Source organism: Rhizobium leguminosarum, assembly GCF_010668065.1.
Taxonomy (GTDB): Bacteria; Pseudomonadota; Alphaproteobacteria; order Rhizobiales; family Rhizobiaceae; genus Rhizobium; species Rhizobium leguminosarum_S.
The window spans coordinates 546779-562263 of sequence record NZ_WUEN01000003.1; the positions used below are offsets into that span (position 1 = coordinate 546779).

Consider the following 15485-nt stretch of genomic DNA (forward strand, 5'->3'; position numbering starts at 1 on the left):
AATTTAGGCGACATGGGTGAGCGGTTCGCTTGCCCGCCATTTCGCCAGGAGATCGTTCTTGCGCTTTTCGAAGCGCTGGATGGATGCGAGTTTGACATGCCCGAAACCGCGGATCATGTCCGGCAGGCCGGCAAGCTCGGTAGCAACCGACGGATTGCCGTCATCGAGCGACTGGCTTAGCTCGATGACGAGCGTGACATAATCCCCGATCAGCTGGCGCTCCAGCCGACGCTCGGCAGTGCGGCCAAACGGATCGAGCCACGTGCCCCGCAGGAACTTCAGCTTTTCCAGCACTGCGAAGGCCGGTCGAATCCAGGCGCCGAAGGCGATCTTGGCCGGATGGCCGGTACGCCGGTCGATCTTCGAAATCATCGGCGGCGCCAGATGATGCTTGATCTTGAAATCACCTTCGAACTGTTCGGACAGTTTTTTTTCGAAACTGCGGTCGCGGTGCAGTCGGGCGACCTCGTATTCGTCCTTGTAGGCCATCAGCCTGAAGGCACTTTTGGCAACCGCTTCTGCAAAACCCGTCTGGCCACCCAGCCGGGCCTCGGCGGATGCAGCAACCCCCACCAGATCCGTATACCGCTTTGCATAGGCCGCACTCTGGTAATCGGTGAGGAAGGCGACACGCTTGGCGACAATCTCATCCAGCGTTTCGGCCTTGGGTTCGGCCTTGACGAAACGGGCCTCACGGGCCACGGCCTCGATATCCACCGCAGCGCGACGGCCCCAGCCGAAGGCGGCGCGGTTCATGGCGATGCCGGTACCGTTGAGTTCGATCGCCTTGTCGATGGCGGCAAGGTTGATCGGCACCAGGCCACGCTGCCATGCATGGCCGAGCAAGAACATGTTGGCAGCGATTGCATCACCCATCAGCGCAGTTGCCAGATCCGTCGCGGCAACCGTCTCGACGGCGTTGTCCCCAGCCGCGCGGCGCAGCGACTTCAACGTGGCCTCCTGCCGGAAATCGATCGTCGTGTCCTTCACGAAGGACGCCGTCGGCGCAAAGTGGTCGTCGATCACCGCCCGCGTCTTGTTCTTCGCAAACGAGGTCAGCGAATTCTTCTGGGCGGCCACGACAATGTCGAAGCCGAGAACGAGATCGCTTTCGCCAGGACCGACCCGCGCCGCGTGGATCTGGCCCGGATCCTTCGCCAGCCGGATATGCGACACCACCGAGCCGTTCTTCTGAGCAAGTCCTGTCTGGTCAAGCGTGGTCAGGGCTAGGCCATCGAGAAGTGCCGCCTGGGCGAGGATGGCGCTGACCGTTATGACGCCGGTGCCGCCGATACCGGCAAGCAGCATGCTGTAGGGCGTCGCTAACGTCGCGGTAAAAACCGGCAGCGGCAGGTCGTCGGTCGTGACCGATTTCGACTTCGCCGCCGGCTTGCGGATACTGCCGCCTTCGACGGTCACGAAGCTCGGGCAGAATCCCTTGATGCAGGAAAGGTCGGTGTTGCAGCTTGACTGGTTGATCCGGCGCTTGCGGCCAAACTCGGTTTCCTGCGGCTCGATCGAGATGCAGTTCGACACGGCGGAACAGTCGCCGCAGCCCTCGCAGACCAGTTCATTGATAAAGGCGCGTTTGTCGGACACCGGATACGCACCGCGCTTGCGGCGACGGCGTTTTTCGGCGGCGCAGACTTGGTCGTAGATCAGCACCGTGACGCCCGGGATATCTCGCAGCTCCCGCTGCACCGCATCGAGTTCATCGCGATGATGCACGGAAACCGCGCGTGGAAGGTTGCCCTGCCACACATCCGGCCGTTCAGCGACCACGACGACACGGGTCGCGCCCTCCGCCAGCATCTGGGAAACGATGCCCGGCACGGTGACGTCACCGTCATGTTTCTGGCCGCCGGTCATCGCGACTGCATCGTTAAAGAGGATCTTGTAGGTGGCGTTGACCTTGGCCGCAATGGCGGCGCGGATGGCGAGGACACCGGAATGGAAATAGGTGCCGTCGCCCATGTTGACGAAGATATGCTTCTCGTCTGTGAATGGCGAAAGGCCGATCCACGAACCGCCCTCGCCGCCCATCTGGGTGAAGGTTGACGTATTGCGATCCTCGTTGCCGATGATCATCATGTGGCAGCCGATGCCGGTGGAAGCGCGGCTTCCCTCCGGCAGGCGGGTGGACACGCTGTGCGGACAGCCGGAACAGAAATAGGCCTCGCGCTTCAAGGCCGTCGCCTCGATCTCCATGGCGAGCGCCATTTCATCGACGAAACGGGCCTTGGCCTGCAAGGTCGCATCGAAATCGCCAAGCCGCGACAGGATTGCCTTCGCTACGGAGAGCGTGCCGATCTCGCCGATCGCCTGCAGCAGAGGCGCACCGTTTTCGCCGGCCTTGCCGAACACGCGCGGACGCCGATCAGCAGGCAGGTTGAACAGCTGCGCCTTGATCTGGTCTTCGAGGATCGAGCGTTTTTCTTCGATCACGAGCAGTTCGTCGACCCGCGCGGCGAACTCGGCGATCCCCTGCGGCTCGAGCGGCCAGACCATGCCGACCTTGTAGAGCGCAATCCCGAGGTCGGCGGCGCGGGCCTGGTCGATGCCGAGCAGGGCCAGCGCGCCCAACATGTCGAGCCAGGATTTCCCTGTCGAGACGATCCCGAGCCTTGCACGTCCAGTCGCACCCCAGACCGCGCGATCGAGATGGTTGGCGCGGGCAAAAGCCTGGACGGCCAGCATCTTGCGCTCCAGCCGCAGTTCCATTGCATGCGGCCCGTCCGGCCAGCGCAGGGATAGGCCGTCCGGCGCAAACACGTCGTCGGGCATGACGATCAGTGGTCGGTCCGGATCGAGATCGACGGTTGCCGAACATTCGACGATTTCCGTCTGGCACTTGAAGCCGACCCAGGCCCCGGAGTACCGGCTCATCGCCCAGCCGATGAGGCCGTAGTCGATATATTCGCCGATCCCCGCCGGCGAGAGCATCGGCACCATGGCCGAAATAAGATTGTGCTCACTTTGATGCGGAAGCGTCGAGGAGACCGCACCATGGTCGTCGCCGACCAATAGCAGCACGCCACCGTTCGCGTTGGTACCGATGGCATTGGCGTGGCGGATGACATCCATGCTACGGTCGACGCCCGGACCCTTGCCATACCACATGGCAAACACGCCGTCGTAGCGCAGGCCCTGAAACATGCCGGTCTGCTGCGTGCCCCAGACGGCGGTCGCCGCCATGTCCTCATTGAGGCCTGGCTGGAATTTCACATGTGCCGCATCGAGAAACTTTTTGGCGCGCGCCATCTCGCGATCGAAACCGGCAAGCGGCGATCCGCGATATCCCGAAACATATCCCGCGGTATTGAGCCCGCGCGCTAGATCCCGCTGACGCTGGATCATCGGCAGGCGCACCAGCGCCTGCGTCCCGGAGACGAGGATACGACCCCTTTCGCGGGTGTAACGGTCGTCCAGGCTGATTTCCGGTTCCGGGATATCCGGTTGGCTGTGGATCGACATCTATGCCCGCTCCATCTGGGCAACCGAAACCGGCGCCGCAAAGACCCGACCGCGATTGAGGATGGCGTTCGGATCAAAAGCGGCTTTCAGCCGGCGCATGGTGGAGATCTCGGCCTCGCTGCGGGCATAATTCAGATAGCCCACCTTGTCGGTGCCGATGCCGTGCTCGGCGGATACGCCGCCGCCGACCTGCTCGATCCCGGAAAATACCGCCTTTGCGACGTCCTTTTCGCGGCTCGTGACCATGCAATAATGCAGATTTCCATCGCCGAGATGACCGAAGATGAACGACACCGCGCCAGGATCCACAATCGATATCGAATGGGCCGTTGCGTCGAGAAACTCCTGTATGCGGCCAAGTGGCACTGAAATATCGTAACCGGCGTTTTGACCACAGGCGGTGAGAAATCCGTTGATGCCGTCCCGGATCGCCCAGAGTGTCTGAAATTCACGAACGGAATTGGAGAGCACGACGTCGCTCGCCAGCCCGTCCTCGACCGCAGCAGCAAGTGCAGTCTCGAAGCGCTCATTGTCTTGATCCGGCGCCTGCCCCTGGATCTCGACCATGGCATACATGCCGGCACAAGGCGCCACCGGCGGGCGGATGCCCAAATGCGCGACGGTGCCCTCATAGACATTGGGGAAAATCACTTCGAAAGCGGAAAGGAGCCCGGCAAGCTCGACCCGCAGTTTCGATAACAGATCCTGCGTGGCGGCCAGCGACGGAAGCGCCAAGAACGCATTGCGCTCAATCTTCGGCTTGGGATGCAATTTCAAACAGGCGCGGGTAATGATGCCGAGCGTGCCTTCGCTACCGATGAACAGCTGATTGAGGTCGTAGCCGGAATTGTCCTTCGGCAGGCCCTTGAGCGAGGTCAGCACCGTTCCGTCTGCGAGCACGGCTTCGAGACCCATGACCTGCGCCCGGTACATGCCGTAACGCAGCACGCGAATGCCGCCGGCATTGGTGCCGATATTGCCGCCGACCGTGGCGCTGCCGCGTGCGCCGATATCGACACCGAAGAACAGGCCCGCATCGCTTGCCGCCTGCTGCACGACCTGCATCGGAGTGCCCGCGCCGGCGATCAGCGTCTGTGCCACCGTGTCGATGGATTCGATGCTGCTCATCCGCTCCAGCGAAAGCGATACTTCATCGGCGACAGGCCGAGAGCCGCCTGAAAGACCTGTACGCCCGCCCTGGACGACAAGCGGCTGGCCAAGATCATTGGCGGCAGAAAGAATGGCGGAAACATCTGCGCTATTGCGGGGCCGCAGAACGGCAAGTGGCCGCTGGCCCTGCGCCGCTGCGTCGGCGCAATAGGCATCGGGGACGGCATCGCCGCTTAGGATTGCGGCTGCATCAAGCCGGTTTTCCAGGCGGGCGAGAAGACGGCTCAACCGGTCAGACGGCACGGGCGCCCTCCCCTGGAAACTCTACGGTCCGGCCGTGCACCCCAGGGTCGGCCAAATGCGATTGCGCCCATTCCTTTACCCCTTAATCCGGGGGGTGAGGTTAGTCCCATTCCTCTATTTGTCAAACCTATATTTAAAAAGAAGTAGCCTTTTGAATTCGCCCATGTCATCACTGTTGGCCAGAGATCGGGAAGGGGCGACATGATCCTCAAATACGACGAGGTTGTCCGCACGGGCATCGCCAAACAGGTGGCCGACAACATCCGTTCGGCCATTATGGACGGCCGGTTAAAGATCGACGAGCGCCTTCCAACCGAGGAGGATCTCGCCAAGAGTTTCGGCATTTCCCGCCCGACAGTGCGCGAGGCGCTGAAGCGTCTTGCGGCCCAGAATCTCATCCGCTCCAAGCGCGGCCCGGCTGGCGGCAATTTCGTCAAGCGGCCGGATCCCGAGGGTCTATCGAAGGCCATCACCGGGGCGGCGACACTCCTGGTCGGCATCGGCGCCTTCGATATCGAAGAAATCATCACGGCGCGGTTAGAAACCGAAACCGTCTGCTGCCGACTGGCGGCCGCAAACCGCGACGAAAGCCATCTCGCCGCCATGGAGGCGGAGATTGCAGTCCAGCTCGATCCGACGATCAGCGACGAGGGTTTCTGCGCCTCGGACGTACGTTTTCACCGTGCGCTGGTGGAATCGACCGGCAACGGTCCGTTGAAGCTGATGATGTATACCGTGATCGAAGCCTTCATTCCGATCACCAACATGATCGTTTTCCGGGTCCGCGAGCGGCGCCACGTCGCCTCGCTGCATCAGGAGATCGTCCATGCCGTGCGCGCCCGCGACAATGCGAAGGCAACGGATGCGTTGGCGCGGCTTCTCGCCTACGTGCGCGAAAGCTATGCGGCCGTCCTGAACGCCCGCGCCGGACGCGATGCCGCGCAAGTTTCGGCTTGAATCCTTAAGAAATCAAAGACCGGGAGGCACGAAATGACCGAGACCTTCACCGCGATGGTGATCGACACCGTTGACGGCAAGCCGAAAGGTGCGTTCAGGCAACTCTCGATCGCCGATCTGCCGGACAATGACGTGCTGGTCGAAATCGCCTATTCGACGCTCAACTACAAGGACGGCCTCGCGATCTCCGGTAAGGGCCGCATCGCTCGCCGCATGCCGATGGTCGGCGGCATCGATCTCTCCGGCACCGTGATCGAATCCCGATCGCTGGAATGGAAGCCGGGCGACAAGGTGGTGCTGAACGGCTGGGGCCTTTCGGAGACCGAATGGGGCGCCTATGGCCGTTACCAGCGCGTCAAGTCGGAGTGGCTGATCCCCCTGCCCGAGGCCTTCTCGTTGGAACAGGCGATGGCGATCGGCACCGCCGGTTACACCGCCGCGCTCTGCGTCGATGCCCTTGAAAAATGGGGTTCGATCAAGCCGGGCGAAGGCGAAGTCCTGGTCACCGGCGCAGCCGGCGGCGTCGGTTCGGTGGCTATCGCCCTGCTTGCCGCGCGTGGCTACAACGTCACGGCGTCCACGGGCCGTCCGGAGACCCATGATTATCTCGCCTTTCTGGGCGCCACCACCTTCATCGACCGCGCGACGCTTGCCGAAAAGGGTGGCCCGTTACAAAGGGAACGCTGGACCGGCGGTATCGACAGTGTTGGTTCGACGACGCTCGCCAATGCACTGTCTCAGACGGTTCACGGCTGCGCAATCGCGTGCTGCGGCCTCGCCGGCGGTGCCGATCTTCCGGCCACTGTGCTGCCGCATATCCTGCGCGCCGTAACCTTGATTGGCATCGATTCCGTGATCGCCACCCGCCAACAGCGGCTTTCCGCCTGGGCGCGGCTTGCCCGCGATATGGATAAGGGCAAGCTCGACAGCATGACGACTGTTGAGCCTATGTCCAAGCTGCCGCAACTCGCTGAAGACATTGTCGCGGGCAAAATTCGCGGCCGGGCCGTCATCGATGTGAATGGTTAAGCTGAAGAAGATCGCGAAACAACGTTAAAAGGGGCAGGAACGAGAACTGCCGAAAATCATGCGGTCGTGACCTGAACCCTTCAAACTTTGGCGGGGTGATCAAGACATCACGCTCCATGGTCGCCAACAACCTCGGCGTGGCGATCCTGTCCGATATGGTGCAACTGCCCCTGGTCGCTAAAAGGCCGGCGGATCGAAACGATCAACATCAGGGATCCGGTGCCACCGATGGCACGTGCGTAAGACGGCTTGTCTGCGTATAGTTTAAGGGACTTGATCTTCATTCTTAGCTCAATCCCATCATCGGCTGATCCCTCCCTGCGGGCGTGCCAGGGCGCCTTCCCGTGCCGGCGTTTCTCGCCCTCGAAGCGGAAAAATGATTTGCTCCAGCGGTAACGCTAGGCCCGCCGCAACCAGCGGGGCGCCGCCTTGCTATGCATCCCACTACATGCAGCCGCAACGCATGCGGCAATGCCACCGAAATAGAAGCGTCGGCCGGTTATCCCTGGCCCGTAATGGGCATATTTGCCCGAGTTCGTCAGTATGGTTTTCGCAAGGGCAGGAATAATCGGATCAGTGATCATGCACCAGCATGTGTCCGTCACGAACTGCACCCCGAAATGTTCGAGGGCTGGTATCAGCCCGGCTTCGTTGGCCTTATCGTGTGTTGCGCGCCCGCAGGTAACGACCACCGCCACATCCACATGCTTCTTTCGCCCGCTACACAGGGACGCCAGCCTCTCGATTTCGCTGAGCGAGAAATGCGGATTGCCGAGCGAGACGAGATCGACGCGCTCTTCGCCTGCACTGTTGAGTTCGTCCCAACTCGACGCAAGTTCCTCGAGCCGAAGATCGATCGAAGGAACGCTGATGCCTGCGGGCACAACGGCATCCAGCGTCTTTGCCTCAGGCGTCACCCCCACGATGTGAAACATCGGTGCACTGGAAACGGTCGCAAACGCTGCACCGAACGCCTTGAGATCATCATTGGTTGGACCGGCCTGATCGAGACCGGTGACAGCAGGGATAAGGTTCGATGCCAGAGCGCCAATGTGATAGCCGAGCAGCGGATAGAAGGAATCGTCGATGTCCTCGATATTGCCGACGCTGACGACGAGCCCGGCTTTTCGATTGATGTCGATGTGTGGACCTGCCAGCGGCGCGCGGCCGGTGAGTGCGATGCAAATGTCGAGAAAGTCCGGATATTTCATTGTCCGCGCGCCAAGAACGCTGTTGGCGTAGATGACGGCATTCGATTCTGCCCAGGCCACCTGCTCGCCGATCTTGGGAGCTGTCTCGAGCAGATAGGGCGCGCAGGTGAAGGTCGGCCGCGCACCCATCTCGACATAGACCTCACCCAGCTTGCTGGCCGGCTCGCCCAGGACGGGATCAATACCTTGCGAGCGCCAGCGTCGATGATCGACCGAAATCGAGTTGAGGGTTGTCGGCACCACGACACGCCCGCCCAGATCCCGCAGCTTTTCGGCAAACGAAAGCGAGCCTGGTCCGGTGTAGATGCAGCCATCGACGTGGACCTGTGAGACATCCATCAGTTGAGCGGCGCCCTGCAGCTTCGCCATTCGCAGGATGATGCGGATCGCCGATTGCGCAGCCTTCCCGTGGTCACCAGCCAGATAAGCTCTATCCAGCTCCGACAATTCGACGTCACCGAAAAGATGGCCAGAGTGCTGGCTGTGCGCTGAAATGGCGTCCGTTGCTAACCCGTCGGCCGAACAGGAGACCACGTTTCCTTCGATTTCGACAAATGCCGAACGCACCACTTTGCGAAAATTCTCGGGCGTGAGCGTCACAACGGGAATGGATTGACCGAATACTTCCTCGGCGATGACGACACCGAGCGTGAGGATATCCTCCTCTCGCTCGAACAGCATCGCTTTAGGACCTTTGCCATTCAGCAAAAGCTCCAACATCACGCCACTTCCAGAGCAGGATCCCCTACCCCCGGGGATCGCGAGGATATGGTCTTTGAGACAGCGGCCACTCAAGGGGTGATGCCGATCGATCACCTCGCCGGTCCAGGGATCGACCCCGCCCCAGAAACTTAGTTCAAGATCGCTTGCAACAACATCGCCCGAAGCCTTGCCGCGCACGTACGCGGTACCAGAGAAAATCCATCCGTCAACAAGGTTGACCATCTGTGAGCCTTTCAAGCTGGGTGACTTTGCAAGCAAGCACATCCAGATAGAGACCGGTATCCAGGAACAGAGGCCCTCCGATTGCCGGTCCCTTAGCAACCCATGGAAGATCTTCGTCGGGCCTACGCTCGATCGTCGCGACGTGCCTCTGGGGCTTTAGTGACCGGAGGGTTTCAGAGAGATCAAATCCCAAGATCGATATCCGTCGGGATGCGGCCCTTGCGGCCCACCAGACGCGGACCAAAGTCGTCTTCGAGAGCCAGCCGTGAAAGCGCCAATTCCAGCAGCTCGGTGTCCGAGGTAACACGGGCACACTTCTTGGCTGCCTCGATCAACTCCGACGGCACGCGCCCCGACAAGCGGGTATTCTTCGCCGTGCCAAGGAGACCGACGGCCTTCGCTTGCTCGAGTAAGAGCTTATTGCGAGTCAATGCGACTTTCGCTTCGCTTTCCGCAGCAGTGGGTGGTTGGGTACCCATAAGATTCTCCTGTGTTGAACGGAATATAGATTTCGTTGAACGGGAAGGCAAAGTTCAATAGCGGTAGGCAGGTTGCGATCCAGGCGTTCGCGGCAAACCATCATGGGAATGACGACGGGGGCATTGGGAGATTCTCCGGGGCCGTCGGCTCGGCGGCGGCGAGCTTGCAAGCTTGATCAAACGGCACGCGCACGTCACCGCGGCTAGGCAAATCGCGCCGGTCCCTAAGATCACCTTCTCCGACGCATTCCCTCAGAAACTAGTTTCGATCTTGGGCCCTGTGAGATAGACATCACCGGTCCATAAGCGCGTGTTTTGCTTCGACGCGTCAATCCCCGGAGTTGCATGATGAAAATCGCGCCGCAGCAGCGGATCTATGTCTGCTTCTTTCTCTTCGCTGTGTCGCTGGGGGCGCTGCTGTCGAGGATGCCGGATTTGCAGGTTGCGCTGGGCGTCAATAAGTCCGAGCTTGGGTTGACGCTGATAGGGGCTGCGATCGGCGCCTTGATTTCGTTGACTTTATCTTCGCCCTTGATCGCCCGGCTCGGCGCGCGTACCACGGCATTCATTACTGTTCTCGGCACGTCTGCGCTGCTGTCGCTGGTGCCGTGGATCGGTGCGGCGCCGGTCGTGTTCTGTGTGCTCTTCGTCGAGGGGCTGCTCGCCGGGGCGCTGGAGATCAATCTCAATGTTGAGATCGACCGCATCGAAGCGCAGCTAGGACGCGGCGTGATGAACAGGGCGCATGGTTTCTGGAGCCTCGGCTTCTTCGTCACAGCACTTGTCTCCTCGGTCGTCCGCCAAGCGGGCATTTCGATGGAACTCCATCTCGCCGCGACCTTTGTCACGGTTGTTGTCATCGGCATCTGGGCGATTTCCGGCATGCGGAATGCGCCGGCGCGGATCGCGTTGCATGAAGACAAGGCACCGCTGGTAGCGCTTCCCACCTGGGGCCTCATGCCGCTCTGCGTGATCGGCATCGCGGCCTTTCTCGTCGAAGGTGCCGGGATCGACTGGTCGGCGATCTATATGCGCGATGTGTTTTCGGTCGAGCCCTTCATTGGCGGACTGGGATTGACGCTCTTTACCTTCTGCATGGCGCTGGCGCGCCTGTTCGTCGATCCGCTGGTCGATCGGTTTGGCGCGCGGGCCGTCGCCACGATGTTGCTTGTTCTTTCGGCGATCGGCATCTGCGCCGTGTCGGGGGCGCCGCATCCCTATGTCGCGCTGGCGGGCTTTGCCTTGATGGGCGCCGGCTGCAGCGCCGTCTATCCTCTCGCTGTCTCGGCGGCGGCCCAACGCACAGATCGCGCGGCGTATCTCAACGTCGCCGCCCTCGGCCAAATGAGCTTTGTCGTCTTTTTCCTGGCGCCGCCGCTGCTCGGTTTCATTGCCGAACATGCTGGCATCCGGACATCCTATCTCGTTTGCCTTCCACTGATCATTTACGCGCTCTTTTCGGCCAAGGCGCTTGCTTCGCGCCGGGCTGCCGGCGGTGGTAGCGCTGCGACTGCTCGGAGCGTCAACGGCTAACGGATTGTGCTGCCGGTTTCCGGCCGCGCGATTGGTTCGGCGAAACCCCGAACGAGCACGTATTAATGGCCTGCTCGGTGCTCTCCTAAGCAATACGGCTGGCACTGCAGGTCGAAGTAGATCGCCTTGCGAGATTGAAGGTCAGTCGCGCGTCTGGTCGAGGGAAATACGGACGCAGGCGCGAGGCCACTTGCTTGCCGCCGAGTTTGTTCACGGCAAAGGTATCTGAGCCGGTGGGCTCGACCACGTCGATTAGGCGATCGCCCTCGCCATCGTGCCCCATTGATCACCTGTAAACCAGCCTGGCGGTGACTCTTTGTCGAATTTGCAGACGAACGGTGGTCTGAACGGAATCGAACCGGCGTTGGCTAATCGTGAAGCACCTGATAGGTCATAGACCGCCGAGTATGAGGTCTTGGCACCCTTTAGAGACAACCTCGGACCGGACTGGAGAGCTTTTGATGGGCTGGAAAACACCGAAGATTGAATACGTGAATGGCTATAAGATCGTTGAAGTTGAAGGGCCTAGCTTCAAAGTCTACGATGGCGACCGTCAGCTCGGGGACGATTTCCCCTACCCCGGCGAAGCTGCTGCTTACGCAACCTCGTTGCCAAAACGGGATCATCCACGCAGCTAGGCGAAAGCCGCGGAAGATCATTCAAAAACCCTTTATGGCAGCCTTACCGAAAGTGGAACAAGATTTGACCAGCTCCCAACTTTCTTCACCGCTGGAACTGCTTGGGTGGTCTGAATTCTTCGCGGACCAGGTCCAGCCCAGCGAAGCGGACTTGATCCCCCGACGCATCGCTTCAGTTCACCGGGCACGCATCGAGGCAATCGATGTCACCGGGCCGGTCGGACTGGAATTTCCATCCAATACCAGTACTGGTGACTACGCGGTGGGCGACTGGGTTCTTGCCGATGCACTGACTGACATGCTCATCAGACGTCTCGATCGAAAAAGCGTCTTTCAACGACGCCTGGAAGGCGGGCGTGGCCAGCAACTTGTTGCCGCCAACATCGACACCCTGTTGATCGTGACCTCGTGCAATGCCGATTTTAATCTTGCTCGGCTGGAACGTTACCTGATCATGGCCAACCAGGCCGGGAGCAATCCGGTGATTGTGCTGACGAAGGCTGACACCGCGGAAGATGCCGGCATATTCCAAGCGCAAGCCGAGGCTTTGCAGCGCGATCTGCCTGTCATTGCCTTGAATGGGCGCTCCGCGGACGCCGTTTCCCTGTTGAGGCCCTGGTGCGGCGTTGGCCAGACGGTTGCGTTGGTGGGATCTTCTGGTGTCGGAAAATCAACGCTGGTGAACACCATGACCGGGCCTGAATCCGACGCAAAGCAAAAGACAGGCACCATTCGCGAATATGACGCGCAGGGCCGCCACACAACCACGGCGCGATCCCTGCATGCAATTTCAGGCGGCGGCTGGGTCATCGATACGCCGGGAATAAGAACGCTTTACGTGAGTGATGGTGCCGAAGGTATAGACACCCTCTTTGCTGAAATAACTGAACTGGCGCCGCTTTGCCGCTTTCGCGATTGCACGCATGCCCATGAACCTGGGTGCGCGGTCCAGGCAGCTGTCGCAAGCGGTGCTCTGGTCGCCGATCGCCTGGAACGCTGGCGGAACCTGCTTGCCGAAAACCGCGACCGAACGCCGGTCGTGAGCGGACCCCGCGGCAACAAGATCGTTCGCAAGAAGAAATATTGAAAGTGTTGAATGTCTGCGACGGTGCTCATCGGCATCAGCTCATGATCCGCCACCTGAATTGGCTGGGCTGGGGGATAGCGTGAGTGCTCAATGATTGGGATTGCGGTCACGAAGAAGACCCTGCAAGCGGCCGCTCCCGCTTGTGAGGGATATATCTTTGAACAACCGCGATACGAGGCGCGGTCGCAATCCTTGCCTCTCATCGATGAGGAGGAATGACATCCTCTTTATCTCGATCGTGATCACGCCTGCATTGTCATGGCGACGATAATTCCCAGAATCCATCGCATGGAATCCATTTTCCACCGCCCAGGCGGCTATCATATCCGCGTTCATCAAGGTCCTGCTTTAGGAGATGCGGACGCGCTGTCTCTAGCTGTCCCGCTCGCGCAAATCGCTTCGCAGTCCTACGGATACCGTAACTGAATCGCTCTAATCCAGCCAAATCCGTCCAAGATTACAGTTCCCGCTCAGGTGTTGCGAGAAAGACTCGAAGCAGTCGTTGTAAATCGGTACGATTCAGCCGAGGCCCCCCTGACGTTCTGTCTCAACGCGATCTTGCCGAGGGTGGCGAGCGCTGCGATCGCTCGACGATTGAGGCTTATCGAAGCGACGGTTCGTGCGTCAGGACCATGTCGATCGGCTTTCGGGCCGATACCGGCACGCGGAATTCATCGCGCATGTGGCCGAAGCCGATCAGTGTGATGATGATTTCGTTGTCGGGGATGCCGACGCAGGTCCGCATCTTGATATCCTGCTCGCGCGCAGCACTCCAGTTCAGCATGCAGGCGCCCAGCCCCTCCGCGTGGAGGCCGAGCGCCAGCGTCATGGCGAACATGCCGCCGTCCACCCATCCCTGGTTTCGTTCGCCGACCGTATTCCAGTGCGACAGGTCGACCGTCACGACGAATACGCCGCCGAGCTGTTCGCCGAAGCCGCGATTGCCGTCGTGATGGGCGAGAACGCGGGCGATCGACGGCTTCTCGGTGAAGGCGTAGACGCGGCATGTCTGTCGGTTGCAGCTCGAAGGCGATTGCTGGGCCGCACGGATGGCTCTTTCGATCTTCTCGAACGCAACTGTCCTGCTGCTGTCATACTGGCGCACGCTATGGCGTGCCTCCATGAAGGAGACGAAATCCATCCGCGCGTGCCTGACGATCTCGGCGGCACTGACCGCCTCGCTGCCGCCGGGCCGGATATTGTGCCCGGCGCCGGCGACGACGAGCAGATCGTCCAGCAGTGCCTGTGCCTCGCTGACATCGCCCTGCTCCGCATTGAAGGCGACATAGGCCGAGAGCACGGAAAGGCTGATATCGGCCGAGGCGTCGCGGCCGTGCTGCTCGATATAGCCGCGCGTCTCTGCCGCCAGCAGCCGCACCTTGTCCATGCCGAAGCCATTGCGCGGATTGGAAAGCGACATGCCGTATTCCAGCATATGCGCCAGGAGATGGATATGTGCCCGCCGGTTTTCGCGCGACTGTGCGCCATCGATGAAGGAGGCGCGGCGGAAACGGCGATAGTCATAGGCGAAATTCGCAAACAGGCGCCACGCCGTTCTGGCGCGGTTCTGGAAGGATGATGCGGAAGGCGCGGCTTTGGCCGAAGGCATGGCACGATTCCCCGGTGATGAGCAGGCGGTCTTGAACCTGCTGTCGTCGATGCAGGGTTATTCGTCTGTTCGGCCTCGTCAAACCCCCTGCCTGCAGCGGATTTTCATGCCGGGATGCGATGCTTCTAAAATCAGGCTATCGACAAGCATTTGTTTTAAAATTGCTTTTTCTAGAGCACCCTATCCATTCGGATAGGTTCGCTGCCATCCGTGCTGGCGGATGACCCATCCGAATCACTTCCGCACCTACTCATTTCCGAACTTCCAAGCCGGGGCGGACTGCGGCACCGTAAGCCCATGAATTGCCCAGAGCGAATTGCGCATCAAGGAGGCCGGCCGTGCAGGATAGCGTCGTAGAAATTCGCGTGGTGTCACCGATCGTCACCAAAGGATTTCGCAAAGTCGCCGATCTCCGGGCGCTGGAATATCCCGGCATCAAGGTCAGCCACGCGCAGATTACGGCCGGGCCGGGATCGATCGAGAGCGAATTCGAGGCTGCCCTCTCGGTGCCGGGAACGATCGCCGAAGCGATCAAGGCGCAGAATGAAGGCGTCCATGCCATCATCATCGACTGCATGGGCGATCCGGGTCTCAGGCCGTCGCGGGAAGCCGTGACGATCCCGGTGCTCGGACCCTGCGAGACCGGCATGCACATTGCGGCGATGCTCGGCCATCGGTTTTCCGTCCTCACCGTCATGCGCCGGCTGCGGGCATCCTTCGAAAATACCGCGGCAGTCGCCGGCCTTTCGACCAAGCTCGCCTCGGTGCGCAGCGTCGATATTCCCGTTCTGGAACTCGAGGAGGACCTCGACCGGACGAAGGCGATGCTGATCAAGGAAGGCATCCGGGCCGTCGAGGAAGATGGCGCCGAGGCGCTCGTCTTCGGCTGCACCGGCCTGATGGGCTGCGCCTTCGCTCTGCGCGAGGGGCTTCTGGCGCATGGCATCGACGTGCCTGTCATCGACCCTATCCCTGCCGCCGTTTCCGTTGCCGCAGCGTTGGTGCGTTCGAACCTTTCCCACAGCAAGCTGACCTTCCCGCAGCCGCCCGAAAAACAGTTGCTTGGCTACGACTATATTCATCTGCCCATGCCGCTTGCGGCCGAATGAG

General features: G+C 60.7%; 12 protein-coding genes and 2 pseudogenes. 7 read left to right on the plus strand and 7 right to left on the minus strand.

Features of this window, described 5'->3' with window-relative positions:
* Positions 1-3: 3 nt before the first annotated feature.
* Positions 4-3474: an indolepyruvate ferredoxin oxidoreductase family protein gene (locus GR198_RS10995; protein ID WP_164068883.1), complete on the minus strand. Its 3471-nt coding sequence runs from the start codon at positions 3472-3474 to the stop codon at positions 4-6.
* Entirely contained in the window at positions 3475-4887 is a 1413-nt protein-coding gene (locus tag GR198_RS11000) for an FAD-binding oxidoreductase (RefSeq protein WP_164068885.1), read from the minus strand.
* Between the two features lie 201 nt (positions 4888-5088).
* Between GR198_RS11000 and GR198_RS11005 the strand changes: the two genes are divergently transcribed.
* The 3 genes and pseudogenes from GR198_RS11005 to GR198_RS35760 form a co-directional block, all read left to right on the plus strand.
* Positions 5089-5844 (plus strand): FadR/GntR family transcriptional regulator, encoded by a 756-nt coding sequence (locus tag GR198_RS11005; protein WP_164049485.1) that lies wholly within the window; start codon positions 5089-5091, stop codon positions 5842-5844.
* 33 nt (positions 5845-5877) lie between these two features.
* Positions 5878-6873, plus strand: a complete 996-nt coding sequence (locus tag GR198_RS11010) for an MDR family oxidoreductase (RefSeq protein ID WP_028742507.1) — start codon at positions 5878-5880, stop codon at positions 6871-6873.
* A gap of 98 nt (positions 6874-6971) precedes the next feature.
* Positions 6972-7104, plus strand: a pseudogene (locus GR198_RS35760) (LysR family transcriptional regulator); the annotation flags it as partial.
* Between the two features lie 167 nt (positions 7105-7271).
* Here GR198_RS35760 and lhpI read toward each other — a convergent pair.
* Positions 7272-9029, minus strand: coding sequence for a cis-3-hydroxy-L-proline dehydratase (gene lhpI / locus GR198_RS11020; protein ID WP_164068887.1), 1758 nt, complete (start codon positions 9027-9029; stop codon positions 7272-7274).
* Between the two features lie 182 nt (positions 9030-9211).
* Positions 9212-9508: a hypothetical protein gene (locus GR198_RS11025; protein ID WP_164049487.1), complete on the minus strand. Its 297-nt coding sequence runs from the start codon at positions 9506-9508 to the stop codon at positions 9212-9214.
* A gap of 348 nt (positions 9509-9856) precedes the next feature.
* Between GR198_RS11025 and GR198_RS11030 the strand changes: the two genes are divergently transcribed.
* Complete coding sequence (locus GR198_RS11030; RefSeq protein ID WP_164049488.1) at positions 9857-11041, plus strand: MFS transporter; 1185 nt, start codon at positions 9857-9859, stop codon at positions 11039-11041.
* A 62-nt stretch (positions 11042-11103) separates the two neighbouring features.
* Here GR198_RS11030 and GR198_RS35770 read toward each other — a convergent pair.
* A pseudogene (locus tag GR198_RS35770) lies at positions 11104-11309 on the minus strand (hypothetical protein); the annotation flags it as partial.
* Positions 11310-11502: 193 nt separating this feature from the next.
* On the opposite strand from GR198_RS35770, the gene GR198_RS35360 reads away from it, so the two are divergent.
* Both GR198_RS35360 and rsgA read left to right on the plus strand, forming a co-directional pair.
* Complete coding sequence (locus tag GR198_RS35360) at positions 11503-11679, plus strand: hypothetical protein (protein ID WP_018071841.1); 177 nt, start codon at positions 11503-11505, stop codon at positions 11677-11679.
* A gap of 34 nt (positions 11680-11713) precedes the next feature.
* The gene (rsgA, locus tag GR198_RS11035; RefSeq protein ID WP_164051321.1) at positions 11714-12766 is read left to right on the plus strand and encodes a ribosome small subunit-dependent GTPase A; all 1053 of its coding nucleotides are present in this window, start codon (positions 11714-11716) and stop codon (positions 12764-12766) included.
* An 87-nt stretch (positions 12767-12853) separates the two neighbouring features.
* Here rsgA and GR198_RS11040 read toward each other — a convergent pair whose 3' ends face one another.
* Both GR198_RS11040 and GR198_RS11045 read right to left on the minus strand, forming a co-directional pair.
* A complete protein-coding gene (locus GR198_RS11040) occupies positions 12854-13102 on the minus strand; it encodes a hypothetical protein (protein ID WP_164049490.1) in 249 nt (82 codons plus the stop codon).
* Positions 13103-13367: 265 nt separating this feature from the next.
* Positions 13368-14375, minus strand: coding sequence for a nitroreductase family protein (locus tag GR198_RS11045; RefSeq protein ID WP_164049491.1), 1008 nt, complete (start codon positions 14373-14375; stop codon positions 13368-13370).
* A gap of 338 nt (positions 14376-14713) precedes the next feature.
* Between GR198_RS11045 and GR198_RS11050 the strand changes: the two genes are divergently transcribed.
* Positions 14714-15484, plus strand: a complete 771-nt coding sequence (locus GR198_RS11050; RefSeq protein ID WP_164068889.1) for an aspartate/glutamate racemase family protein — start codon at positions 14714-14716, stop codon at positions 15482-15484.
* Position 15485: the final 1 nt, after the last annotated feature.